Consider the following 24,235-nt stretch of genomic DNA (forward strand, 5'->3'; position numbering starts at 1 on the left):
GCCGCTCGATGACCGCCTCGACCAGCACCGTCACGCCCCGTATCGGCGCCCGCGTCCTGCTGCTGGACCCCGACGACCGCGTACTGCTCATCCACGCCCTCGACCCCGCCGACCCCGAACACCACTGGTGGGAACTGCCCGGCGGCGGCCTGGACGACGGCGAAGACCTCCAGACCGCGGCCCGCCGCGAAGTCGCCGAGGAGACCGGCATCATGCTCCCCGCCCTCGGCCGCGAGCTGTGGGTGCGGGAATCCCGCTTCCGGTACAAGGGGCGCGACCACCACCGCGTCGAGCACGTGTTCCTCGGCCGCACCCCCAGCACCGCGCCGCAGGCCGCGCTCAAGCCCACCGAGAACGAGAAAGCCGGGCTGATCGAACGCCGCTGGTGGCCGGCCGACGAGCTGCGGCAGTGCCGCGACAAGCTCCTGCCCGCCGAACTGCCCCAACTGCTCGACGACCTGCTCGCAGACCGGTTCAGCCCCACACCCCTCACGCTCATCGACTGAGCGTCTGGCGGATCGCCGCCGGGGGCGCCACGTCGGCGCGGATCGAGGTGCGGTGCCGCGGGTCAGGATGGTCGGGCAGGACGCTGCACGACGAGCTCGCGCACTGCGGGCGCCTGGGTGAGCTGGTCGCACACGCGTGCCCAGTTCTCGTGCTTATCGATGAGGGTGTAGCCGTGTGGCGTCTCGAAGCCGTCCACATCCAGCATCGTCGCCAGCTCGTCGGCTGTGAAGCCGGGGTACTCGCGGACCGTGCGGATCGGCAGCGCGTAAGCCTGTTCGACGTCGTGGAGGTAGGCGTAGACGGACTCGCCGTTACTGGGGTTGGCGCGCTCGGCGATGTCGGCGAGCGGTCGCGGGGGCCGACCACGGCCTCGTCCAGGTCGATCACTGCGGTCAGCTTCGCGATCGGCGCAGTGAGGTAGACGTACCAGGTGGTCGGCTGACCTGTGAGGTAGCGGCGGCGGAACTCGTGGGTCTTCAGGCCCTGCCACATCAGCTCGTAGTACTCGGGCTTGAGCGACATCAGCACGCGCTCGCCAGGCACGATGGCGCCGACGTCGTTAGGCACCTTCGCGCTCCCGTCCTACGTGATCATCTGTGCCGCGATGGTGGCTTGTCGCGGTGCCCGAAGTCTAGTCGGTGGTCAGGGCATCGTCTGTCGTCCTCTCGCGTGTGATGGGCAGCCGGGTGACGCCACTGAGATCGGCCAGTTCCTCGTGGGCTTGCTGCAATTCCAGTGACAATTCGGCGAGGGTCTTCCGCAGGATGGCCGTGGTCGCCTGCTCCTCGTCCAGTCTTCGTTTGGTCGCCGCCAGCTCGGTGGTCAGTGCGGCGTTTCGCTCGGCCAGCTGCTGGAAGGCCGCCGGTTATCGAATCCACAATCCGCGCCGGTCCTCAGCTCAGGCGACCAAGTACCAGGTCTCGGCGGGGTCGACCCAGCCGCTGAGCCACACCATGCCCTCGCCGAGCCGCCCGTTGGCCCAGACCCGGGCCTGCTCGGCGCTCATGTCGACCGGACCGGCCGCGACCGGCGCGCCGTCGGCGTAGACCGTCCGGCCGGTGCGTTCACGGATGAATTCCGTGCGATAGACGCGATCCATCTCGACGTCGACTCCTGTTTCCGGTGGTGCCATCGGCTGGGCTGGAGGTCAGGCCGGTGCCCCGGCGGGGTGGTGGCAGGGCGATGGTTCGTGCCCACGTCGCGACGTTGCCTCCGGCCGCCGGTCAGGAAGCGGGCCGCCCGGGTCCGGATTCGGCGCGACCGCGGCGGCGACCGCGAGGTCGCGTCTGACGATTCCACGCGGATCACCGGTTCTAGCCGCCGGCTCGAAGACGGGCCCAAGCCCGACCACCAGCCCGGACGCGAACACGAACGCGACCACGAAAAGAAGCCCGTCTGCGAGCCCGTCTGCGAACCCGACCACGAACACGGACACGAGGCCGATGACGAGCCCGAACACGAGCCCGAACACGAGCCGACGGCGACCCTCTCTACTGCGGAGTTGGTGGAGGTCGAGGTGGACGGGAGCGGGCCACAGCTCTCCCCAGACATGGGAGACCCCGACAGCGACCGCGATCATGCCCGCGCCCGCGTCCACCACGTGGTTTTGGCTGAATCCGATCTCGTTCCGGACGAGCAGGAGGGGCGTGGCTAGGAGCCAGGTGAGGGCGAGTATTCCCAGGGTGGCAAGCCTGACGCGGGTGATCCCGGCCAATGGCCACAGGTGGTGCAGGACGAGGTCGGTTCCGGACAGGGGGACGCCGTCGAGGCTGGCGCTGGTGGTGGCGTTGTGGTCGAGGTGGGCGGCGAGCACGCCGAGCCACCGCTGGACCTGCTCGGCGGTGTAGCGCTGGTCGGTCACAGTAGCGGTGGTGGCGGGGACGAAGTGGCCGAGCAGGTGGTCGCGGACCGCGTTGGAGGTGCCGGTGGTGGCGATCGTGACGAGGTCGGCGGGCTCACGCAGGTAGGCGCCCGTGTCGGGGTGGCGGTGTTCGTACACGGTGGTGGCCAGCGACAGCCGCCACGGCGTCGACAGGCCGACGGCGAGCGGCCCGCCGGGGTGGTGGGCGATGGTGTACAGCACCGGCTCCCACCGGTCGGGGTCGTCGACCCGGGACCGGATGAACCGATCGGCTTTGGCCTGATCGACGGGTCGGATGGCGATGTGCGCGGCGTCGTGGGTCCACACGTTGATGTCGGTGAGCGCCTGGTAGTGGGTGGTACGGCAGGTCAGCACCAGCGGCGCGGCGCGGCGACCGTGCTGGTAGGCGTTCACCGCGCGGATCGCCTCGGCGGCGCGGGAGGTGTAGCCGGGAGCGGGGGTGGCGTCCATCTCGTCGAGCCCGTCGATCACCGGCATCACCAGACCCGCGTCCACCACCGCGCGCGCCGCCCGCTCCGACAGGCCGTAAGCGTCGACCACGTGGTGGACGAGCCAGTCACGCAGCGGGTGGGTGGTATCCCACGCCGCCGCCGGGATCCGCACCGGCACCGGCCCGTCCGGTTCGCGGACGTCGAGCAGGCCGTCCAGCAGCTCCAGCGCGAGAACGGTCTTCCCCGCCCCGGGCGCACCGGTGATCACCAGACGCTGCGGCGAGAGGGCCTGGTAGTAGGCCACCACCTGCTCCAGACTGCCCGCCGCGTCCGCGTGGTGGGCGTCGTGCGCCGGCGCGGCCCGGAAGTAGAAGTCCACATCGATCGTCCGCCCACCTCCGCCCAACAGCTGCGAACGGGCCGCTCCCTCCCGCTTCCGTACCTCGTCGGCGAGTCGCGCCGCGACCTCCGCCACCGGGACCGGCGTCGACCGCGCCACCCGAACAGCCTGACGCGCCGACAACAGACCAACCGCCAACGCCGCCAACGCGACCACCAACGACGCCGGATCCACCTGCCCGACCTGCGCCCGCGGCAGCTGCCCCCACCCGAACGCGGCCGCCACCGCCACGCACACCGCCGCGCCCGCCGCGTACCAGAACCCGGATCTGCCACCACCGGTCATAACCACGCATCATTCCCGCCCCGCCCCACCCAGCGATCACCGATCCGGAAAGCCGGCACCAATCCCCCGACATCCGTCGCCTGAGCAGCACCGTCACCCACCGAGAACCCGGCGACACCACGCGCGAACGGCCGGTCACCGAACCGCGACACCAACATCTGACGGGTACCGACGCCGCGCGCCGAGTACGAGCTGTCCGCGGGGACACGGCGGGTCGGTGTCGGCCCTGCCGCGGTGCCGGGGCGGCCACGACGAGCGGAAGCGGTCCGCCGGGCCATCGGCGTCGGGCAGCACGACGGCGCGGGTCGGTCGAGGTGGTGGGCCCATGGTTACCAGATCGTGACCATGCCCGTCGGCGGCGACGCGCGAAGCCACGCGGGCACCATATGCCCAGGTCGACAGGCAAACTCGAAATACAAAAAAATACGAAGCCGTTGACGTCGCACGGTAGAGGGGATCGTGGGAGCAAAAAAAGCCGCTCAACATTTCGATCAGAGGCCGTTTCGGCGCTTCCCGATTTCGTTCGCGACCCGATTGTCCATCCTTGCTTGGACTCTCTGCCAGAGCTTATGCTATGCACGTGCTCGACGGAACCGCCGAGCAGAAATCTCCATCAGGAGCACAGGATGATCACCAGAGAATACCTTGAAATTAGCGAAAGGATCAGGAATGAACAATTCACTCGAAGACGCTGCCGATAGCGTCCGCACCCAGGGAACCAGGTCGGAGCACACCCGACCGCCCTACTGTCACCGATGTCAGGACTATCTGAGGGACGTGCCCACTGGAGACGGCTGGTGGGCCTGCCCGGGATGTGGCCGGGAACGGTCCACGCCCCGACGCGGCAAGAGGATCCGGCACGACCGGTAGACCCGGCACGACCGGTGGAGCCCAGCGAGAGAACCCCGAGGGGGACGGTGACGCCGTCCCCACGGGGGCTGGGCTGGCGCGCTCCTTCGGTCGGAAGACCAGCGGCGGGCGGACGTCCTCACCGCCACCTCGCTGCCCTTCACCCCGGCCCGGCACCGCCTTTCGGCTCACCGCGTCCAAGCGAACTCTGCCGAATCGGTCATCAAGGGCCGCACCAACCCCACTGACCGGTGATCGAGACCCGGACAGCGGCATTGGCACGCCGCGGCGGGATAGGAGGCCATCCTGGTGTGGGCCATCCCCCCGGTCGTAGACCCGGTGCCTCCAAGGTCGGGTCGACGCCGACGTGTGGGGAGAGCCAACCGATGTCCGAACCCCGCCCGCCGATTCCCGGGTCGGCCGACGTGCTGTCCAAGCCGCCTGGCTACGTCTATCGCGAGCGTCACGGGGTGGTGGCCCTCTGCCGCGACGGCCGACCACCAGGAGGCGGAATCGGGAGAGCGAGCGCCTGCCTGGGGGCTTGGCCGCCTAGACGCGGGGGCTGTAGAGGGGGATGTCAGGTGCCACGCCGAGAGTCATCGCGGTAGTCCTGAGGTCTGTCCCGGTGAAGCAGTCTTCGCACACCCGGACACGCACGACGGTGGCAGGTCCGTCATCCCGCGCGAGCTCGAGGACGAGTGTTTCCGCTTCCTCCGGGGGCAGGCCCAGCAGCGTGAGTCCCGCGACGGCCCACTCCGGGGCATCGTGGAGGAAGCCGAGCCCTGTGTCGGTGCCTGTCCGACAGAGCAGGCAGCTGTGACGGTAGGTCCCGTCCAGTCCCGCGACGGGCGTGGGCGAGGTCATGGATCCCCTTGTGGTTGATGCGGGCGATAACGCCGGGAGTGTGCCGGATGTCGGTCGGTCCCGATCGGGTGATCATGTCCGAAAGGGCGCCGCGGCTCCCCGGCCGATGGAGTGGGACCGGAGCCGGCCCACCGCGCTGGTGCACGCCGTCGGCCGCTGGGGACAACCAATCGGACGGGTCCGCGCCATACGAACGTGAGGGGTGGGCCGCTTCCGCGAAGCGGCCCACCCCTCACGCGAGAGTCGCGCCACCGCGCGGAGCGGATCGTCGTCGAGGACGCGACTGCAGGGCCGCGTGGTGCCGGGTGGGTGGCCGTCTCCCCGCCTGGATGGGGCGGACTCGACATCCCGATGCGCGATGAGTCCATTCAGGACATATCGAATCCTGCTCCCGGGTCACGGTTTCGCCGGTTGGTGTGCGACCTCCCAGACCGCGGCGGCGGAGATGCCGAGCACGCGGCAGGTCAAGATCAGCTCCGCGACGTGGCTCGACTCCGCGACGCGGCTCGACACGATCCTGGTCCCGGTGCCGTACACGATCGGGCGCGGGTAGTCCGGGAGCAGGTGTCGTCTGATCTCCTGCGGGGGTGGCGCGCCGGGGGCGGAGGCGACCTCGCGGACCAGCATGACCGTCGCGGTGACGGGGTCGGCGATGCCCGGGGGTGGTGTGAGCGCGGCGCCGGCGGCACGCGGCGCCGTGGGCCCCGGTGATTCCGCCTCGGCCAGCAGTGTGGTGGCGGGGATGGACAGGGTCTGGGCGACGGTGATCAGCAGTGCCAGGCTGATCGGCTTCGCGCCCGTCTCGCGTGCCCGCACGAACGCAGCCGTGTGTCGTGGTGAGAATCGTGCTCCCAGCGCGGCCTCGGTGAGTTCCGCGGTGTGGCGCGCGTGGCGCAGCGCGGTTCCGAGCGCGCGGTTGATCTCGTCGCTGCGGGGCGTGGCGTGGGGGATCACGGTGGGCGCGTGGGGATCGGCGGGTTCCGGGACCGGCATCGGACGGGTGCCCGGTTCGGACAGGGCCAGGGGGTAGTCCAGCAGGTGCTCGCGCAGCGCCTCGGTGTCGATGTCGGTCAGCGCGGCCAGCTCCGCCAGGCAGGCGTCGTCGAGGAACGTCCGCTGGTGTCCTTGGGCGTGCAGGAACCGTCCGGCCGCGCGCAGCCGCGCGAAGTCGGGGTCGGGGTCGGCGCGGAGGTGGTGGGTGTCCAGCAGGTATCCGAGGGCGGGGACCCGGCGCGGGGTGACCGCGGCCACGACCGCGCAGAGGTGGGTGCCCAGCAGGTCGCACCACGCGCGCAACCGGTCCAGTGACGCCGCGCGTCCGCCGAGTTCGTACTGGGTCACCGATTCCGTGTGGACGTCGAGCCGCGCGGCCACCTCCGGCTTGGTGATCCCCTTGTCGCGGCGGAGCCCGGCCAGGCAGGCGCCCACCGCGGCCATCAACGGTGTTCCCGCCGTGGTGGGCGACACGGGCAGCGCCTGGGTGGCGGTGAGCAGGTCGCGCGCGCTGAGCCCGTCCGCGGCGGCCAGCACCCACGCCGGGTCGACCCCCAGCACCGGGCTCACCTGCGCGACGGCAACCAGCGACGGCGGCCGGATTCCCCGCTCCCAGGTCCGGTAGGTCTCTCGTTCCGGGGGCGAGGGCACCCGAGCCACCAGGTCCGCCACCGCCAGGCCCTGATGGCCGCGGTAGACGGCCAGCACCCGCCCCACCGCGACGGCGTATTCGTCGCGGTGGGACGAGGACCCGCCCGGGGCCTGCGCGGAGCGGCGGCGGGTCACCGTGCGCGCCGGTTCCGGCGCGGGCCGCTCGCGCGGGGGCAGGGGCAGGGTCAGGGGGTGGCTGTGGAGGCGGTCGAACAGCCGCGGCGGGGTGATTCCGGTCGTGGTGGCCAGTGCGGCCACGGTGTGCTCGTCGACGGCGAGCAGGGTGCGCCCGTGGGCGCGGAGGAGGTCGGCGACCGCGGCCAGCGCGCGGTAGCGCGGATCGGTTTCGGCGTGGAGGTGGTCGAGGTGCAGGAGGTAGGGCCCGGTGGGGGCGTCGGTGGGGCCGACCGCGGCCACGACGGCGCTCAGGGGCACGTCCAGGGCGTCGCACCAGCGGCGCAGCCCGCCCAGTCGCGGCGTCCAGCGGCCGCGTTCCCGGGTGTACAGGGCGCCCTTGTCGACACCGAGCCGGGTGGTCAGCTCCGCCACGGTGACGTCCCGGTCCTGTCGGATCCGTCTCAGGCAGGCGCCCACCGCCGCCTGCCAGGACATGTCCGGGGCCTTCGGCGCCGCGGGCAGTTCCCGGGTCCGCTCGTACAACGCGCGCGGGCTGAGCCCGTCCGCGGCGGCCAGGACCCACGCCGGGTCGACCCCCATCCGCGCGCACACGCCCACGACGATGGCCAGGGTGGGCGCCCACCGGCCGCGTTCCATGGCGATGTAGCGCGAGGTTGTCGGGGCCGCGGGCCAGTCGGCGAGCAGGTACGACACGGGCAGCCCTTGATGGCGGCGGTAGAGGCCCACCACCGCGCCCACGGTGGCGGTGTAGTCGTCGATCGACGGGCGCGGCGCCCGCGCGCCGCCGCCCTGCTCGGACGTCGCGGTGGGGGCGGTGCGGGTGCGCACGTGTCGGTGATCCTGTCCTCCCCCGCCCGCGGGCGGGGGTCGCGGTGATGTCGGGTTGTCAGTAGCCGGACGGTCGGGACGGCACGCCCAGGGGCAGGGTCAGGGGGTAGCCGTCCAGCCGTTCGCGCAGCGCGGTGCGGTCGATGCCGGTCGCGGTGGCGAGCGCGGCCACGGTGCGGTCGTCGACCTCGAGCACCGTCAGGCCCTGTTCCCGCAGGACCGTCGCGGCCCCGCGCATCCGCGCGTAGTCCGGTGCCGGGTCGGTGTGCGGGTGGGTCAGGTCCAGCAGGTACCCGCCCTCCGGCGCCCGCGAGGAGCCGGTGGTGGCCGCGGCCACCACCGCGCTCACGGGGACACCCAGCCCCCGGCAGTAGGCGCGCAGTCGGGGCAGCGGGATCTCGGTGGTGCCCCGCTCCCACTTGTACAGCGCCTCGTGACTGACCCCCAACCTCGCGGCCAGGACCTTGCCGCTGCTGACCCCGCAGGCGGAGCGTGTCGCCGACAGCATCGCGCCCACCGCGACCGCCGGCGGCGTGCCGGCGACCTGCTCGCGCGGCACGGGCAGGGCCCGGGCCGCGGCGAGCAGGTCACGCGCGGTGAGCCCGTCGGCGGCGGCCAGCACCCAGACAGGGGCGACCCGCGCCCGCGCGCACGCCGCCGCCAGCTGGACCAGCGACGACGGCCGGAGTTCTCGCTCCCCGCGCCGGTCCTGCGTGGACGTCGGGGCGGCGAGCGGCCCGTCCGGCGCGTCCGGCCGTGTCGTGTCCCGGTGACGCCGGTAGACACCCAGTATCGCGCCGACCGCGGCCGTGTAGTCATCTCGGTGTTCACTGTGGACGGTGGGGGTGCGCATGGCGGTGAGGGAATCCTGGTTCTCCGCACCCGGCACGGGCACGGTCGAAGGGGAGCGCGAAGCGAACCGGGTGTGTCCCGGGGACCGGGCCCGACCCAGAGGGAGGCGGGGGCAGGACCCGGCCCCGGGGGCGGACCGCGCGAGCAGCGCGTGACCGCGCCCACCGGATCCCCGACGCCGCGGGTCGGCGACCACACCGTGGCGGTGAGCCCGGTGCGGGCCGTTCACCGCCGAAGCCGATGAGCCCACGAACCCGCCCCGCGGCGGGGACCAGCGCGGGTCCGCGTCGGCCGACGCGGTGGTCACGTGTCCGTCCCCGACGACGCGTCGGTCACGGGCTTGTCAGTCACCGGCTTGTCGGTCACGTGCTCGCCGGTCTCCACGGACAAGCCGAACCGCGCGTGCATCGCTTCCATCTCCCGCTCGTGGTGCGCCCGGGCGCCCCGGATGATCTTCCCGAACATGGGGTCGTTTGTGAGGTCGTCGCTCATGTCTGCCTTCCTGTGATCGGCTGGTGGACTTCCGCGTCGGGCGGGACGCGCCCTCACGCCACCGGTGCCGCCCGGTGCCCGCCGGTGGCGGTGTGCCGGCCGCACCCGGTGGCGCGGGGTGGCCGGGCCCGCGCCCCCGAGGGAGGTGGGGGTGGGGCCCGGCCGGTACCGGGGGTGTGCCGGTCAGGCGTCGGGGGCGGTCGGCCGGCTGTCTGCTCCACTGGCTTGTCCATTTCGTGCGGGGGCGGGATGTAGCTCGGGTCGAACACGGGGTGACGACAAGCCCGGATGGGTGTCCTTCCGGGTAGGCGGTGGTGCGGGCGCCGAGGGCACCGCGCGGGCGGGGAGCCCCTCGACCCCGGGGCCGACGTGGGGGCCGGTCAGGTGGGGATGTGGTTCACGCCGACGGCCGCGGACCAGTCGTGCAGCGCGGTGATCAACCCGGCGTCGCTCCAGCGGGCGCCGTGGGCGTTGACCCGGTCGCGGTAGAGGGCGCGTAGCGCGGGCCCGCGCACCGGCAGGTCCAGGTCCGCGGCGACGCGCGCGAGGGCGAGCAGGTCGGGGATGGCGGTGGTGTCCGGGCTCAGCGTGGCGGCATCGCTCAGCGCTAGGCGGCCGTCGGGGCGGCGGCGCAGGCGCCGGTGGTGGGCGGTGAGCAGGTCCAGGCCGCCCACCGGTAGGTGGTCGGCGCCGTGCGCGTCGGCCAGCCGGTGCAGCACCCGCGTCCACGCCCGCGGCTCGCAGACCCAGGTGGGCGCGGCCGCGGCCAACGCCGCGCGCACGTCACGCCCCGCCCACGCCTCGTCGGGCGGGTGGCGGGCGGGGGCGGTGTGCACGCGGGCCACCAAGTCCACCAGTGCGGTGAACGCTCCGGGCGCGCGCAGGTCGATCGTCTCGGGCAGGGCCTGCAGGATCAGGCTGCGTTCGGTGTCGGAGGTGGTGATCAGCTCGGGCAGCACGCGCTCGGCGGCGAGCAGGCGGTGCGCGGCGAGTTCGGCGCGGTAGCCCTCCTCCCAGCCGTGCGCCCGCCGCACCAGGCCGTCGCGGTGGACGGCCTCCACGACCGGGTAGCGCACCGCGAGATACCCCGGGGCCAGCCGAGCGCGGGCGGGGTCGGTGGCGTGCAGCACCGGCCACAACCCGGCCGACGCCCGTTCGACGCCCGGTGTCGGTCCCCTGCCGCCCACCGCCCGGGGCGCGGTGTCGATCACGACTCCGCCCCCGCATCCGCGATCGTCGTGACCACTGTGGACGGTAGGGGTACGCATGGCGGTGAGGGGATCCTGTTTCTCCGCGGCCCGGCACGGCGGGCACGGTCGACGAAGGCGAGAGGGGAACCTGTGTGTCGCGGGGACCGGGTCCCACCCTGAGGGAGAAAGGGGGTGGGACCCGGCCGGGGCGGTGCCCCGGTCAGGAACGCGCGCGCGGCGCGGTCAGGGTGGTCGGGTCACCGGCGGGGGTCGACGCGCAGTCGCCGCCGTGGGGGCAGTCCAGCGGGGGACGGCCCTTGCCGAGTCGGGCGATGCGCGGCGCGAGCAGGACCCAGGAGTGTTCGGTGGCCGCGACCGCGATCTGGGGGCCGACACCGCACGTCATCACGTCGGAGCGGTCGGTCCAGCCGACGATCCCGATCGGCGTGCCGCGCCGGTCCACGGCGCTGATCGGGCCGCCGCTGTCGCCCCAGCACGCCCCGCGGGGCTCGGGGGTGTGGGTCAGGCAGAACTCGTCGTCGCCGACGGCCCCGGTGGTGCAGGAGGCGTTGGCGGGGTCGCCGGGCGCGGCGGTGACGGTGCCCGGGGCGCGGTAGAGGCGGGTCGGCGGTGTGGTGGCCGGGTCGACGCCGGGGTCGGTGGTGTAGCCGTACCCGGCCACGCTCACCGTGGCGCCGGGCCGGGCGGGCAGCAGCGGCAGGTAGGGGCCGGGCAGGGTGCCCTCGGGGAACACCAACGCGACGGTGTCGTTCATCCGGTTCTGCTTCAACCGGTCGGGGATCGGGTCCCGGTCGCGGACCGGTGTCCCCCACCGGAAGTCGGCGCCGACCAGCGCGACCGGCCGGTACGCGCGGGCGGTGGCCAGGTCGGTGCCGACCCGCAGCGCCCAGTCGCCGGGCGGTGCGGGGTTGATGACGTAGTCGCGGCCCAGCAGCGTCACCGTGCGCGGGGGCACCGCCGCGGGGCCCGGGGGTGTCGGCCGGGGGAACGCGCAGTGCGCGGCGGTCACCGCGACCGTGTCGCTGACGACGAACGCGCTGCACCGCGGGGTGCCGTCGGCCCGGTCCAGACGGGCGGCGAAGCGGTACGTGTCCGGGGCGGGGTCGCCGCCGACGATCGCCGGGGCCTGCGGCCCGGGCGGGGCGGCGTGGGCGGGCGGGACGGCCGACATGGCCAGGGCCGGGACCGCGACCAACGCGGCCACGGCGACGAGACGATTGCTCACCAGCGGGTTTTCCTTTGTGTGGAGGGAGATCCCGGCACCGGTGGTCGGTGCCGGGTGTCGCCTGGCCGGTCGCGGCCGACGACGGCCTGGAGGGGGATCGGGCGCGGGCACGGTGGATGGGTGGGTCCGGTCCCGGCTGGGTCCGGACCCACCCGGTCTGAGGCGTTCACGCGCCCGGGTGGGGTTCAGGACGCCGGTGGCGGCCCGGGCGGCGGGGTGAGCAGGGTCGCGCGGGCGGCCTCGACCGCGACACGGTCGACCTCGTCGAGCGTCGGGGCGGTGCCGCCGGTGTCGGCGGTCGCGTCCTCGACCATGCCCAGCGCGTGCAGCGCGAGGGCGCGGCGGCGGAACAGGATGCCGTGCTGGTAGGTGTTGACGGCGGGCACCAGCGGGCGGGCGGTGTCCACCGCGGCCAGGGCCTCCCCCGCGCGCCCGGCGGCGGTGAGGGCCCGTGCCCGCGTCGAGCAGACCGACGCCAGCAGCCAGTTCCCCAGGCGCGGGCCCTCGCGGGAGGCGAGCAGGCCGTCGGCCGCCAGCTCCGCGGCCTCGCAGGCGGCCAGGGCGTCGTCGTGACGGCCCAGGTCGGTCAACGCGTGGGCCAGGCGCGCGGTGAGCGAGGCCCGCACCACCACCGCCCACCCCGGCGACGGCGCGTCCTCGAGCGAGTGCCGGGTCAGCAACGCCAACGCCGTACGCAGCACCGCCTCCAGCGTGATCGGGTCCTCCTGGACCCGCCAGATCACCCACGCCTCCGCCAGCGCCGCGACGGTGGCCCACTCGTCGCGGCGCGTGGACTCGACGAACACCGCAGTCAGCAGGCCCGCCTCGGCGCGCAGCCACGACCGCGCCTCCCCCGGGTCCGCCCACAACCCCTTCGGGGTGCGCGGCGTCACGGGGCTGTGCAGCGTGGCCGACGGCGCGGCCACCCGCGCCGCGACCAGCGCCAGCCGCGCCACCCGGTCCACGAAGCGGTCCACCGCAGCGGGCGCGGTCGAGGTCGGGCCGTGGTCCGCGACCGGGGGGGCCAGGCGGAACCGGGACGTGCGGCCCGGTTCCCGGGTCACGATCCCGGCCTCGGCCAGCCCCGTCAACACCGCGGTCGCCTCGCCGTCGGTGTCCGGCGCGCCGGGCAGGCAGCGCAGCGTGCGCGCGGTCCACCCGCGCACCGGCTCCAGCCCCGGTACGGCCCGGGCCAACGCCACCATCGCCGCCGCGACCCGCGCCCGGTCCGGGTCCAGCAGCACCCAGGCGGCCGCGACGTCGGCGGCGTCGTCCAACATCCTCGCCTTCACCTGCCCCCCACTTCCTGTACCCGCGCCCGTTTGCCTTTCCGGGCAACGGAATCGGTGAACGCGAACCCGCAGGGGCGCGCGTGCGCGACGGGGGTCACGACAGACCCACCGCGCGGCGGACCCGCGACATCACGAAGCCGAACGTGTCCCACACCGAGTGCGCGGCGGCCGGCGCGATCACGTTGCGGGAGCGCAGGAACAACAGCGTCGCGGCCGCCGACCACACCGCCATCCCGACCATGCCGACCCCGTAGTGCGGGTGATGCGCGGTGGGGATCCACCGACGGCCTCGGGCCACAACGCATGCGCACAGAACCTCTCTGTCCTTTCGGGACATTGACCGGGCGTTGCCGGTCGGCGGGCGCGGGGGCGGTTGCCCCCGGCGCGGGTCAGGGGGCGGGGTGTGGCTCGTGGTCATCGCCGATGCCGTCGAGGAGGGCCGTCGCCAGGGCACGGTCGGTCTCGGCGGCGGTGTGGTCGCCCCGCTCGTGGTGGATCGCGCCGCGCTCACGCAACCGACGCGCCACGACCCGTGGCGCGCCCGCCCGTTCGGCGTGGGCGGTGGCGCGATCGGCGTGGGTCAGGGCCTCATCCAGGCGCCCGGCCCGGTGCAGCGCGGCGGCCAGGGCGGCCTCGGCGTCGGCCGCCACCTCCGCGTCGCCGTTCGGGGCGGCGGCGGTGACCGCGTCGCGGCCACCGGCGATGGCCGCGTCGACCACGCCCTGGTCGGTGAGCCCGCGACAGATGCGAGTGAGGAACACCGCCGCCAGGACGTCCTGGCCCAGCGCCGTCGCGGCGCGGTGGCCGTGACGGTCGGCGCGGGCCAGGGCGACCGGGTCCCGGCCCGCGAGAGGCGAGATCGCCGGCATCACCTCGGCCAACGCCGCCGTCAGGTCGTGGTGCCCGTGGCGCGCGGCGGCGTCGAGGACGTCCACCACAGTGTCGCGGGCGGTGAGAGCCCAGGCGTGGGCGTCGGCGGGGGTGGTGAACACCGCGCCCGGTTCGGTCGCGCGCAGGGCAGGGTGGTGGCGGCGGGTGTGGGGGTCGAGGGCGACCGCGGCCGCCGCCGCGCGGTCCGCGTACCAGGCGATGATCCCCTCGCGGACCCCGTCGCGGTCCTCGGCCGTCCACGCGGCGGCGGCGGCGGTGGTGGTGTCGAGGTGGGCGCGGTGCGCGTGGTGGACCCGCCAGCGCCCGGGACCGGCCCGCAGCAGTAGGGTGCGCTCGGCCAACGCCGCGCACCCCGCGGCCACCCGCGCGGCGGACCATTCGAGCCCGGCCGCCACCGCCGCCACCCCCGCGGTCGGGCCCGGGTGCCACCCGACCGCGAGGAAGAGCCGCCGCATGGGCTCGTCCAGGGCGGCCACGGACGCGGCCAGGGTCGCCTCGATCGCCGGCCCCGGCCCCACGGCGGGCGCGGGCAGCACGGCGGCCAGTTCCTCCGGGGTGAGGCCGGGGTGCGCGGCCAGCAGCGCCCCGGCCGTGGCCAACGCGAGCGGCACCGAGCCCAGGCGCCAGGCCACCGGCCCCAGCCGCTTGGGCTCCGCGCGGGGGTCCGCGGGGTCCAGCCATGCGCGCATCACCGCGACCGCCCCCTCGGGCGCCAGCGGCCCGAGACGCGTCAGCGCGAACCCCCGCGCCCGCCGCCAGTCCGACAGCCGGTCAACGGAGGTGATCAGGACCGCGGACCCCGGCCCGGGCAACAGCGCCTCCACCACACCGAGCACGCGGTCGACGACATGGTCGAGGACCAGCGTGACCGGCCGCTCGGCGGTGACCGCCCGCCATACCGCCACCAGCGCGGCCTCCTCACCGGACACCGCCTCCGGGTCCAGGCCCATCTCCCGCAGCCAACCCGCCAGCACCGCGGCCACGCTCACCCCCGGCCGCTCCCGCACATCCAGGCACCGGACGCCGCCGGGAAAGCGGTGCGCGGTCCGCGCGGCCCACCACGCCACCAGCGCGCTCGTGCCCACACCGGGCGCCCCGGTGACCACCACCCGCGGCGCGCCACCGGCCTCCACATCGAGACGGTCCAACCGGGACACCGCCTCCAAGGGCTCGACATAGCGCGACACCCCCGGCCGCCGCACCGGCACCGACACCGCCGCGTCCTCGATCACGCCGTCGACGACGGCGGTGGCGGGGCTCATCGCCCGCCCCCGGCCGCGCCCGAGCCCGCTCCGGGTGCGGGGCGCGGGGCGGCGCGCGGCGGCTCTCCGGGGCCGCTGGCCGAGAACCCCGTGCCGCAGCCGCGTCCCAGCGGCGTGATCACCCGTGGGGGCGCCGGTCGGGCGTCGGCCCGCGGGTCCGGGGTGGTCTCGGGCCCCTCGGTCTCGGTGGTGGACGGGTCGGGAGTGGTCATCGTGGGGTGTCTTTCGGTTGGGTCGACGGGGTTCGCATCCGGCGTGCTCACGTCGGCCGCCGGGCAGGGGGCGATGCGGGTGGCGGTGGCCGCCGCCCGCTGGTGCTCGTCGGCGAGCGCGACGTGGTCTCGGGTGTCGGCGGGGTCCGGCCGCGCCGCCAGCGCCAGGTGCAGCTCCCGCGCCGCGTGGTGGACTCGTTCGTGGATCCCGCCCGGGTGGGGGTGGCCGCACCCGCGCGGACGCGCCGAGGCGACCGCGCGGTGGACCTGCGTGTCGGCCGCTGCCAGGTCCCCGCGGGCCAGCAGCGCCTCGGCGCGGCCGATCACCACGTGCACGTGGCCTAGGGCCTTGCGGTTGTCCCCCAGCACCGCCAGGGCCTCGTCGGACGCCGCCAGCGCCGCGTCCAGGTCCCCGCGCGCGCAGGCGATCTCGCCACGAAGGCTCAGCAACCGTGCCCGCCGGGTGAGGTGCGTGCGCGTCGCGTCGCGGCGATTGCCCCACGAGCGCGGCCCACTCGACTCGTGCGCCGCCAGCGCGGCGTCCACATCGGCCTCCGCCGCGTCGTGCTCGCCCGCGAGCAGGTGGGCCGTGGCGCGGCGGTCCAGCACCGCCGCCCTCACCGGCCCCGCGTCCTCCCCCTCGGCCACGCGCAGGACGTCGGTACAGGCCCGGGTCGCCTCGGCGGCGCGCAGCTCGACCAGGGCCTGGCACAGGCCGACACCCGCGTCCATCTCCCACCGCCGGTCCCCCGGCCACACCCGCCGCGCCGCGGACACCGCGATCCCGTGCGCGCGCAGACACAGCCCCGGATCCCCCAGGTGCGTCAACGCGCTCGACACCTCGCCCAGCAGCACCGCGTCGGCGACCCCGCCCGGGGTCCCCGCCGCCAAGGCCACCTCCTGCACCGTGGCCGCGATCGCGCCGCGGTGGGTGCGAACCCACCGGCACGCCGCGTCCGCGGTGAACCCACCCGACTCCGCACCCAGGCGAGCGAACCGGGGATGGTCACGCCGTCGGCCACGGGCCAGCGCGTAATCGGCCGCCGCCAGGGTGTCCAACAGCGGGGCGCGCGCGGGCCCCGACCACGAGTCGGACACCCGGGGCATCGAGGACTGCCGGGACGCCATGATCACACCTCACATCGGGGACGGGACAACGACACACGACCGCGCGCACCACCGAACCGGCGACGACACCCGGTCTCAGGCGGCGGGGATCACCAGCACCGGCCACCGCGCCCCGAGATCAGGAGGCTCGGTGGGCTGGACCCGCCACCGCCCCCGCGCAGCGGTGCCGGGACCGGCAGACGACACCCGGAACTCGGCGGCGAGCAGGCCCAGCACCAACCGCTCCCCCGCCGGGGACACCAGGTCCACCCGGGTCCCGGGCTCGACCCCGTCGGGCACCGGCGAGGTCACCGCGAACCCCTCCCCCGCCGGGGCCGGATCGAGGGCCAGTGGGTGGTCGGTGACGGCGGTGACCGCCCGCCACCCCTGCGGCAACGCCCGCGCCGGGACCGACCCGGCGTCGAGGGTGCCCCGCCACCGCCCCCGCTCGGCCAGCACATCCCCCGGCCGCCCCGACCCGACCCGGCCGGTGACCGGGTCCGGCAGCACCGGCCGCACCGCCGGGTCGTCGACCCCCGGGGCCAACGCCACCGTCGCGCCGCCGGACCCGACCGCGACGGTGTTCGCCGCCGACGCCCCCGGGACCTGCGGCACCCACGTCACCGGGTCCACCCCACCCGCGTGGTCCTCCGGACCCGCGGTCAGCGCGCACCACAACCGCACACCCGTGCCCGGGGCCGCCACCGCGAACGCCGCCACCGCCGGCTCCACCGCCACCGCGTCGCCCGGATCCGGGGTGTGGTCGACGAACCCCACCGCCGCCGGGGACCCGTCCACCAGCCGCGTCACCGCCCGCACCCGCAACCGCGCGTCGTCGGGCCCACCCGCACCGCCCGCGATATCCACCACGTCCGAGGTGACGAACGCGACCAACTCCCCACCCTCCGGCGCGGGCGCCGCGAGGCCGACCACCGTCATCCACACCTGCCCCGGCGGACCGGTCTCGGCATAGAACGCCGATATCGGCGCCTGCTCGGGCGGACGCACCACCGGCGCCGCCCGCCATGCCCGCGCGGCCGACCCCACCAGCTCACGATCGCCGATCCGGGCACCACGCCCACACCAACTCCGCACACCCAACCCGCCCGCCGCCGCGCCCCCGCACGGCAGGACCCGCACCTCACCGACCGGACCGGACGAGGAGACAGGTCCGGCCGCGGCCAACACCGGCAGGCAGCAGGCCCCGGACACCAGCAACAGCGACACCAGCAGGTGCGCCCACCGCGAAACCGGGGTCCCGCGCGCGAGAAGCGCACCGGCCGATACCGGGTGTCCGTCGCGACGATGGTGACGCGCGATGCTCATCGCCCCGACCCGCCTGTCACCACGGCGACCCGGGCCACCGACTGGTCGGGCCGGGCCGGGTCCTCGGCGCGCCACAGCACGGTCGAACCGGCCGCGCAGCAACACGTCCCGTAGTGCGCCGGTCGCACACCCACCCAGAACGCCACGGAGTCCCCGACGCCCACTCCCACCGCCAGCGACTGCCCGGACAGCAGCCAACGCCAGACCCGCACACGAAACCGATCACCGAGACGGCCGGGTCGGGCCGGGCGTTCCCACCGGCGGGTCGAGCCCTCGGCGGGCAGCAACGCCCACTCCCCCGCCGGATCCCCACCCCAGCACGCGCCCACCAACCACGCGGCGGCGCTGTACCCGCTCGGGAACACCGCGGTCGGCAACAAATCCATCGCCCGCGTCGCCGCCCGGTGCGCATGGAAATGGACTCCCGGCGCCGCCTCGTCGAACCCCACCCCGCCACCGCCATGGCCCGACGCCGCAACCGGATCCACCCGACCACCCAGATCGAGCGCGTGGGACCACGACCGTCGGGAGGCCGCGGTGGGCGCGTCGGGGAACGCCGGTGAGGTGCTCATGACCAGTCACCGTGGCCAACCACGCGCGGTGGCGCCATGCGCCTGGATATCCCGCCCGGAATACAACGTGAAACCGATATCGAATACCGGGGTGGCCAGGGGGAACCGGATCCTCCCGGATCAGGTCCCTCGGGACACGACACAGGGGAGACGCTGTGGTGGTGCGCTGTACCGCTACGCTGCGATCAGCGTTCATCACCGTGGGGATTGGGGCCCGTCGTCGTGCCGAACCGTGACCGCTGTCGACGGTGCGCGGCGTTCCTGCGTGCCGGGCACCTCGACATCCTGTGCGACCCGTGCGCGCGGGTGGTCCGCGCCGCCAACGGTCTTCCCGACCCCGATTTCTACCGCGACACCGAGCACGTGCGGGCCGCGCTGATCGATCACGACTTCGGCCCGGTGTTCGTCGCGGTCCGCGCGCACGCTGGCCTCACCCAGGAGCAGTTCGCGGACCTGCTCGATCTGCGCCAGGCGCGGCTCTCGCGGATCGAGAATGGCCGCTTGAGGTTGAGCGACAGTCGAGAGGTCGTGCGGATCGCGGCTACATTGGGTATTCCGGCCCTGTTGCTCGGGTTCGACGCGGGCCCGGATGCCCCGTCCGACGAGGTGGAGGTGAGCGAGGAGGTGGACCGCCGGGATTTCTTCGGCGCGGTGGCCGGCATCGTGCTCGGTGCGACCGCCCCGCCCGACCGCCCCGACCTGCTCGCCATGCTCTCGCGGGAGGACCGGGCGCCCTCGGCACGGGCGCTGCGGACGACCGACATCGTCGCGATCCGAGAGGCCACCGACGCCTTCCGCGCGCTCGACTACCGACGCGGCGGCGGCATCGCCCGCACGGGGGCCGTGGCGGTGCTGCACGAGGCGAACGCCCTGCACGCCGAGGCCCACGGCCCGCTGGTGCACGAGCTCCGGCTGGCCACCGCCGAGCTGGCGGGGATGGCGGCGTGGATGCACTACGACATCGAGCGCCACGCCACCGCCGCCGACCTGTGGCAACAGGCGCTGGTCCTGGCCCGCGACGCCGAGCACCCCCGCAGCGCCGACCTGACCGCGCAGTTGCTGCTCGACACCGCCCACCAGGCCCTGCACCGCGACCGCCCCGAAGACGCGCTGCGGCTGGTACGGCTCAGCGCCGCGACCGTCGCCGGCCACCGCTACCCGGCCGGGGCCAACACCCGGGGCTACATCGCGATGAACCTGGCGTGGTGCCACGCCTCCCTGGGCAACGTCGAGGCCACCCGCCGCGCTCTGGACCAGGCCCACCAGTGCTACGCCGACCACGACCCGGCCACCGCGGCCCCCTGGGAAACCGCGCACCTCGTGCCCGCGGAGCTGCACGCCCAACACGGGCACGCCCTGTGGCTGCTCTCCCACACCGACCCCACCCACGCCGAGCAGGCCGCGCACCTGCTCGGCCAAGCCGTCGACGGCTACGGCCCCGACTACGCCCGCTCCGCCGCGGTCAACCTCCCCGGCCTGGCCGGAAGCCTCCTGCGCGTCGGTGATCTCGACGGTGCCGTCAGCGCCGGGCACCGCGCCGTCAGCGCCATCGAGGAACTGTCCTCCCGACGCGCCTACGCCCGGCTGCGCACGCTGGCCGACACCGCCGAGGCGCACCGCCGCCACCCCGACGTCGAGAATCTGCGCCAACGCATCCACGCCGTGCTGCCCGCCGCGTGAGCACATCCAGCGAACCTGGCGCGCTTCCCGGACACCGCGAACTACGCGAAGCGTGCGCGGCCTTCGGCCTCGACGCCACCGACGCGCGGCTGCTGCACCACCGCTCCAACGCCGTCTACGCCCTGCCCGGACCGGGCGCCGTCGCGCGCCTGTCCCCCGACACCGCGCTACGACTCGACCGCGCGCGCACCGTCATCACCGTCACCCGCTGGCTCACCGACCAAGGCCACCCGGTCGCGCTCGCCCCACTGCCCGGCCCCCAACCCGTCATCGTCCCCGGAGCGGTGGCCACCTTCTGGCCACTGCGCACCGCCGCCACCACACCCACCGCCACCGACCTCGCAGCCCTGCTCCGCGAGCTGCACGCCGTACCCGAACCGCCCTTCACCCTCCCCCGATACCGGCCCCTGCACAGGCTCCGCGAAGCGCTCGACCTCGACACCGGCCGCGAGCACCCCGTTCTCCCCATCGCCGAGCACCGCTGGCTCACCGACCGCGCCGGCGAACTGATCGACGCCTACCAGGGCGCCGACTTCCCCCTCGGCCACGGACTCGTCCACGCCGACGCCCACTTGGAAAACCTCGTCCCCACCGCCGCCGGCTGGACCCTCATCGATTGGGACCACGCCTGCCACGGCCCCCGCGAACTCGACCTCCTCACCGCCGCGCCCGACCACTTCCACACCCCCGAACCCGACCGCCTCGCCTTCTCCGCCGCCTACGGCCACACCCTTACCGACTGGCCACACTGGACAGTACTGCGCGACATCGCCGAACTGCACTCCCTCGCCTCCTACATCCGCCTCGCCCCCGGAAAACCCACCGCCGCCACCGAACTCGCCACCCGCCTGCGATCACTGCGCACCGGCGACCGCGCGACCCGCTGGCACGCCGTGTCCTGAACTCCGATACACGTCCCATTCCCCGGCAGGTCGCCCGCCGATCGGAGATGTCAGTCCCAGGGACCTGATCCGGGAGGATCCGGTTCCCCCTGGCCACCCCGGTATTCGATATCGGTTTCACGTTGTATTCCGGGCGGGATATCCAGGCGCATGGCGCCACCGCGCGTGGTTGGCCACGGTGACTGGTCATGAGCACCTCACCGGCGTTCCCCGACGCGCCCACCGCGGCCTCCCGACAGTCCTGCGCTCGATCTCGTCGACGTGGTTGCCGTTGAAGGGCATGGCGCGGTGCCCCAGCCGGCGTAGTCGCCGTCCGATCCCACCCGCCAGCTCCTGCCGGGACATGGAAATGCCAGGAGTCCGTGGGGCCGTCGCCTCGCGGACCGCGCGGAGCAGATCGTGGGGAATGGGCACCCCTGTTCCTCGAGCAGGGTGCCCGCGCGAGAGCGGACGAAGCGTCATCCCTCACCCACTGTTGTCTGGACGACTCCCGGCCCGATGAACCAGTCTCCCGCGCACCGGCCGCACACGATCACCTTTCGTCCTGCGGAGTCCCCGGCCCAGGCTGCGGCCCGGCTGCGGGACGACCGCCGGCTGCACGATCCCGACCGTTTCCGGCACGCGTGCGGCGGCGCCTTGTTCTGGCACCGCAAGATCCTGCTCGACATCTCCCGGTACACGGTGGTCGCCGCGATAGACCGCCCCCTTGACAGCACAACGTTGCGCCACTACGAGCACGGTCGAGTCGCTGTATCGGTGGGCCGGTTCGCGCAGGTCTGCGCCGCCCTCGGCGAGCGCCCCGACGCGATGCTGCGCGAGGTGCTGCGCCTGCACGACGAGGCCGAACCGCCCGTGCTCTGGCTGGATCCCCGGCGTCTGGGTCCCGATCTGCCGCCCTCGATCGCCGGTTGGCGCCACCGGCGGGGCACCGACCCCGCCCCGGTGTCGCTGGACACCGTGACCCGGTGGGCCGACAGCGACGGTCTCACCGTCGAGACCGTCCTGGGCCATCTGCGCCGAGCGCGCGTCACCGGCCCCCACCCGGAACCGGCCCCACCGGCTTTCCAGGCGGCGCCGGAGCACCGCCCGCTCCCCGGCCCGGACCGTCCGAGACTCAACCGCGAACTCGGTCGCTGGCTCAAGGACATGCGCACGGCGAACGCGCTGACCCGCACCGGACTCCACAACCTTCTCGTCCACCGGGCGGGCATGACCCTGGGCGTGAGGAGGCTGGAGCCCTACGAAGGCGGGCACCGGGCAATGACTCTGCTGTTCCTGGTCCGGTGCGCCCGTCTGCTCGGTGCCGATCCCTGCGACGCGCTCGGCACCGCGTTCGACGCCTCGACCTCACCGGCGCCCACGTCCACCTCCACCTCCCCTCGATGACCGGCGTCCCGCCCGGCACGCGCCAGGACCCCTCCGGAACGACCCGCCCGGCGAGGGAGGCGTTCACCCGGGACCTGGGTCGGGCGCTGCGCGGTCGGCGCGCCACCCTGGGGTTCGGCCTCGCCCGCGTCGCCGCCGCGACCGGTCTGCGTCCGGGAACCCTGGACAGCTACGAGCGCGGAGCCAAGGCCCTGGCGCCTTACCGGTTCGTGCCGCTGTGTCGGGCCTTGGACCTCACCCCGCACCACCTGCTCCTGGCCGCGGTCACCGGCGACGTGGTCGGTGTCCTAGGCCGACACCGGGTCCTGCCGCCCCTGCTGAGCGTGGACCCCCGCCGCCTGCCCACGCCGGTCGCGTCAGCGCCGTGGGCGGGACCGGCGCGCGCCGTCCACCTCCCCCTCGCCTGGATCCAGGACCACGCCGACCGCGCGGGCCTGGACGCCGTCACCGTTCTGGCCCACCTGCGCCCCGCCCGGCTGCCGCCCTGGACGCCCGGGCCGCCGTCCTCGAGCGCCTCGCGCGAGGCGTTCACCCGGCGGCTCGGTATCCGACTCGCCCGCGCCCGACTCGCCCACCGCTGGACCCTGGCCACCACGGCCCGCGCCGTCACCGCGGCCTCGGGCACCCCGATCGCGCTGAGCACCCTCCACAGCTACGAGAGCGGAGAACGCGCCGCCTCGCTGCACCGGGTGGTCGAGATCGCCCGGGTGCTCGGCATCTGCCCCGCCGCGGCCCTGATCCACGCCGACCGCCCGTAATGACCGGGCCCCGCACCGCGGTTCTCGCCGCGTCGACGCGGAACACCGGATGAGCCCCGGTGACGACAGCACCGGTGATGATGACCGGGCCGTGATCGCGGGGTTGTTGCGCCGGGTACGCGCGCGCCGGGGACTGTCCCGGGCCGAGGTCGCGGCGCGGGTTCCGGGGGTGAGCGAGGCGATGGTGCGCGACTACGAGAGCAGGCATCGGGTGCCCCGGCCCGCGCGGCTGCTGCGGATGCTGGACGCGGTGGGCGCGTGTCCGCGGTCGGCGCTGCCCCGGCCGGGGGACATCGTGGTGTCCACCCGCCGGCTGTTGGAGGATCCCGCCACCCCTGCGCACCTGGCCGCGTGGGCGCGGTTGCGCTCGGCGACCGGGCACGTCGTGGTGCGGGTGCCCGGCACTGCGGCGACGCGGGTGACGCTGGACGTGCTGGTCGGCCCCGAGGCCCGCGCCGCCCTCACCGCCACCGACGGTGGTGTGTCGGGACCCGATCAGGTGAGGCCCCGGGGCGGCGGCGCCGTTAGGGAGGATCCAACGTCGTAGCGTTCACCCGATCGTCCTTTCCGAGCGGAGAACATCAGCGAAACTCGCCACGGCGACCCGACACTTTGCCAACGATTGCCGACACCGTGCTTCTGGTGACGCTAGGGCCCGTCTCGCCGGTGATCAAGCGATCGGTCGAGGGAGAGCTGCCCCACCGGCAGATCAGGATCAGGAGCGATCAACCGCGAGACATCCATCACCGGCCCCCTCCGACCCCGCCCCACAGCCGGTCCGGAGAACCCGGACGCTGACACGACATCACCTCCAGAGTAGCCCGAAACGGTTATCCCCACGTGGATCCGGACGCGCACACGACGGGGCGGACAGGCGGTACCGAAGACCCGTCGCGTAGTCCGCAAGGGCCTGCGGGTCGCTCCGCGCGGCCTGGGCCAACGACCATCGGGAACATGCATCGAGCGAGCCTCCCTGAGTTCAGTACGAGCGGGAACCGGCTTGATCGCTGAACACGGCCGCCGAGGCGGTCGGGTCCACCCGGTTGCCACCGGCACCCGCTTCAGGGTCGTCATCCGGAGCGGGACCTGGGGGGAAGGACGACTCGGGGACGGTCTCTACCTGGCCTGTTTATGGTCAACCGTCACGAACTGCCCGATGTCGTTCGCCAAGGCCGCCCTCCGCGCGGGCGCTCGATCACGCGTCCGTTGGCAAGTCCGAAGGTCGTGGTCGACCCCGTG

20 protein-coding genes are annotated in these 24,235 nt (G+C 74.3%); 6 read left to right on the plus strand and 14 right to left on the minus strand.

All coding sequences use genetic code 11. The features are described 5' to 3' along the window. Window positions 1–8: 8 nt before the first annotated feature. Window positions 9–506, plus strand: coding sequence for an NUDIX hydrolase (locus tag CLV40_RS21010; RefSeq protein ID WP_104480664.1), 498 nt, complete (start codon window positions 9–11; stop codon window positions 504–506). Window positions 507–568: 62 nt separating this feature from the next. On the opposite strand, the gene CLV40_RS39720 is transcribed toward CLV40_RS21010, so the two are convergent. The 14 genes from CLV40_RS39720 to CLV40_RS21085 form a co-directional block, all read right to left on the minus strand. After that, a complete protein-coding gene (locus tag CLV40_RS39720; protein ID WP_245931432.1) occupies window positions 569–712 on the minus strand; it encodes a hypothetical protein in 144 nt (47 codons plus the stop codon). Window positions 713–1,405: 693 nt separating this feature from the next. Next, window positions 1,406–1,606 carry a hypothetical protein gene (locus CLV40_RS21020; RefSeq protein WP_104480665.1) on the minus strand — a complete coding sequence of 67 codons (201 nt, stop codon included), beginning with the start codon at window positions 1,604–1,606 and terminating at the stop codon, window positions 1,406–1,408. A 48-nt stretch (window positions 1,607–1,654) separates the two neighbouring features. Next, the gene (locus tag CLV40_RS21025; protein WP_104480666.1) at window positions 1,655–3,505 is read right to left on the minus strand and encodes an NACHT domain-containing protein; all 1,851 of its coding nucleotides are present in this window, start codon (window positions 3,503–3,505) and stop codon (window positions 1,655–1,657) included. A 2,109-nt stretch (window positions 3,506–5,614) separates the two neighbouring features. Next, complete coding sequence (locus tag CLV40_RS21035; RefSeq protein WP_104480668.1) at window positions 5,615–7,828, minus strand: helix-turn-helix domain-containing protein; 2,214 nt, start codon at window positions 7,826–7,828, stop codon at window positions 5,615–5,617. A gap of 58 nt (window positions 7,829–7,886) precedes the next feature. Continuing rightward, window positions 7,887–8,723, minus strand: coding sequence for a helix-turn-helix domain-containing protein (locus tag CLV40_RS21040; protein WP_146108145.1), 837 nt, complete (start codon window positions 8,721–8,723; stop codon window positions 7,887–7,889). Between the two features lie 260 nt (window positions 8,724–8,983). Continuing rightward, entirely contained in the window at window positions 8,984–9,172 is a 189-nt protein-coding gene (locus tag CLV40_RS21045) for a hypothetical protein (protein ID WP_104480670.1), read from the minus strand. 380 nt (window positions 9,173–9,552) lie between these two features. After that, entirely contained in the window at window positions 9,553–10,383 is an 831-nt protein-coding gene (locus tag CLV40_RS21050; RefSeq protein ID WP_104480671.1) for a hypothetical protein, read from the minus strand. A 199-nt stretch (window positions 10,384–10,582) separates the two neighbouring features. Next, window positions 10,583–11,608, minus strand: coding sequence for a trypsin-like serine protease (locus CLV40_RS21055; protein ID WP_146108146.1), 1,026 nt, complete (start codon window positions 11,606–11,608; stop codon window positions 10,583–10,585). Between the two features lie 185 nt (window positions 11,609–11,793). Beyond that, window positions 11,794–12,888, minus strand: a complete 1,095-nt coding sequence (locus CLV40_RS21060) for a hypothetical protein (RefSeq protein ID WP_104480673.1) — start codon at window positions 12,886–12,888, stop codon at window positions 11,794–11,796. A 106-nt stretch (window positions 12,889–12,994) separates the two neighbouring features. Further along, window positions 12,995–13,141, minus strand: a complete 147-nt coding sequence (locus tag CLV40_RS38160; protein ID WP_181043632.1) for a hypothetical protein — start codon at window positions 13,139–13,141, stop codon at window positions 12,995–12,997. Window positions 13,142–13,289: 148 nt separating this feature from the next. Beyond that, window positions 13,290–15,053 (minus strand): hypothetical protein, encoded by a 1,764-nt coding sequence (locus CLV40_RS21070; RefSeq protein WP_104480675.1) that lies wholly within the window; start codon window positions 15,051–15,053, stop codon window positions 13,290–13,292. Beyond that, window positions 15,050–16,393, minus strand: coding sequence for a hypothetical protein (locus tag CLV40_RS21075; RefSeq protein WP_104480676.1), 1,344 nt, complete (start codon window positions 16,391–16,393; stop codon window positions 15,050–15,052). Before CLV40_RS21075 ends, CLV40_RS21070 begins: the two co-directional genes overlap by 4 nt. 75 nt (window positions 16,394–16,468) lie before the next feature. Beyond that, window positions 16,469–17,599, minus strand: coding sequence for a hypothetical protein (locus CLV40_RS21080; protein WP_104480677.1), 1,131 nt, complete (start codon window positions 17,597–17,599; stop codon window positions 16,469–16,471). A gap of 95 nt (window positions 17,600–17,694) precedes the next feature. Beyond that, window positions 17,695–18,084, minus strand: coding sequence for a hypothetical protein (locus CLV40_RS21085; protein ID WP_146108147.1), 390 nt, complete (start codon window positions 18,082–18,084; stop codon window positions 17,695–17,697). Window positions 18,085–18,492: 408 nt separating this feature from the next. On the opposite strand from CLV40_RS21085, the gene CLV40_RS21090 reads away from it, so the two are divergent. The 5 genes from CLV40_RS21090 (at window position 18,493) to CLV40_RS21110 (ending at window position 23,543) form a co-directional block, all read left to right on the plus strand. Beyond that, a complete protein-coding gene (locus tag CLV40_RS21090) occupies window positions 18,493–19,950 on the plus strand; it encodes a helix-turn-helix domain-containing protein (protein WP_181043633.1) in 1,458 nt (485 codons plus the stop codon). After that, window positions 19,947–20,852, plus strand: a complete 906-nt coding sequence (locus CLV40_RS21095) for a phosphotransferase family protein (RefSeq protein WP_219824054.1) — start codon at window positions 19,947–19,949, stop codon at window positions 20,850–20,852. The genes CLV40_RS21090 and CLV40_RS21095 overlap by 4 nt, the downstream gene beginning before the upstream one ends. A gap of 498 nt (window positions 20,853–21,350) precedes the next feature. Further along, window positions 21,351–22,238: a hypothetical protein gene (locus CLV40_RS21100; protein WP_104480680.1), complete on the plus strand. Its 888-nt coding sequence runs from the start codon at window positions 21,351–21,353 to the stop codon at window positions 22,236–22,238. Then, window positions 22,235–22,996 (plus strand): helix-turn-helix transcriptional regulator, encoded by a 762-nt coding sequence (locus CLV40_RS21105; RefSeq protein WP_104480681.1) that lies wholly within the window; start codon window positions 22,235–22,237, stop codon window positions 22,994–22,996. Before CLV40_RS21100 ends, CLV40_RS21105 begins: the two co-directional genes overlap by 4 nt. Window positions 22,997–23,045: 49 nt before the next feature. Beyond that, the gene (locus CLV40_RS21110) at window positions 23,046–23,543 is read left to right on the plus strand and encodes a helix-turn-helix domain-containing protein (RefSeq protein WP_104480682.1); all 498 of its coding nucleotides are present in this window, start codon (window positions 23,046–23,048) and stop codon (window positions 23,541–23,543) included. Window positions 23,544–24,235: the final 692 nt, after the last annotated feature.

The organism is Actinokineospora auranticolor (assembly GCF_002934265.1).
Taxonomy (GTDB): Bacteria; Actinomycetota; Actinomycetes; order Mycobacteriales; family Pseudonocardiaceae; genus Actinokineospora; species Actinokineospora auranticolor.

Coding starts and splice junctions, on each gene's coding strand:
- CLV40_RS21010 (WP_104480664.1), top strand. CDS start 9: ATGACCGCCTCGACCAGCACCGTCACGCCCCGTATCGGCGCCCGCGTC.
- CLV40_RS39720 (WP_245931432.1), bottom strand. CDS start 712: ATGCTGGATGTGGACGGCTTCGAGACGCCACACGGCTACACCCTCATC.
- CLV40_RS21020 (WP_104480665.1), bottom strand. CDS start 1,606: ATGGATCGCGTCTATCGCACGGAATTCATCCGTGAACGCACCGGCCGG.
- CLV40_RS21025 (WP_104480666.1), bottom strand. CDS start 3,505: ATGACCGGTGGTGGCAGATCCGGGTTCTGGTACGCGGCGGGCGCGGCG.
- CLV40_RS21045 (WP_104480670.1), bottom strand. CDS start 9,172: ATGAGCGACGACCTCACAAACGACCCCATGTTCGGGAAGATCATCCGG.
- CLV40_RS21060 (WP_104480673.1), bottom strand. CDS start 12,888: ATGTTGGACGACGCCGCCGACGTCGCGGCCGCCTGGGTGCTGCTGGAC.
- CLV40_RS38160 (WP_181043632.1), bottom strand. CDS start 13,141: ATGGTCGGGATGGCGGTGTGGTCGGCGGCCGCGACGCTGTTGTTCCTG.
- CLV40_RS21070 (WP_104480675.1), bottom strand. CDS start 15,053: ATGAGCCCCGCCACCGCCGTCGTCGACGGCGTGATCGAGGACGCGGCG.
- CLV40_RS21075 (WP_104480676.1), bottom strand. CDS start 16,393: ATGGCGTCCCGGCAGTCCTCGATGCCCCGGGTGTCCGACTCGTGGTCG.
- CLV40_RS21085 (WP_146108147.1), bottom strand. CDS start 18,084: ATGGATTTGTTGCCGACCGCGGTGTTCCCGAGCGGGTACAGCGCCGCC.
- CLV40_RS21100 (WP_104480680.1), top strand. CDS start 21,351: ATGAACCAGTCTCCCGCGCACCGGCCGCACACGATCACCTTTCGTCCT.
- CLV40_RS21105 (WP_104480681.1), top strand. CDS start 22,235: ATGACCGGCGTCCCGCCCGGCACGCGCCAGGACCCCTCCGGAACGACC.
- CLV40_RS21110 (WP_104480682.1), top strand. CDS start 23,046: ATGAGCCCCGGTGACGACAGCACCGGTGATGATGACCGGGCCGTGATC.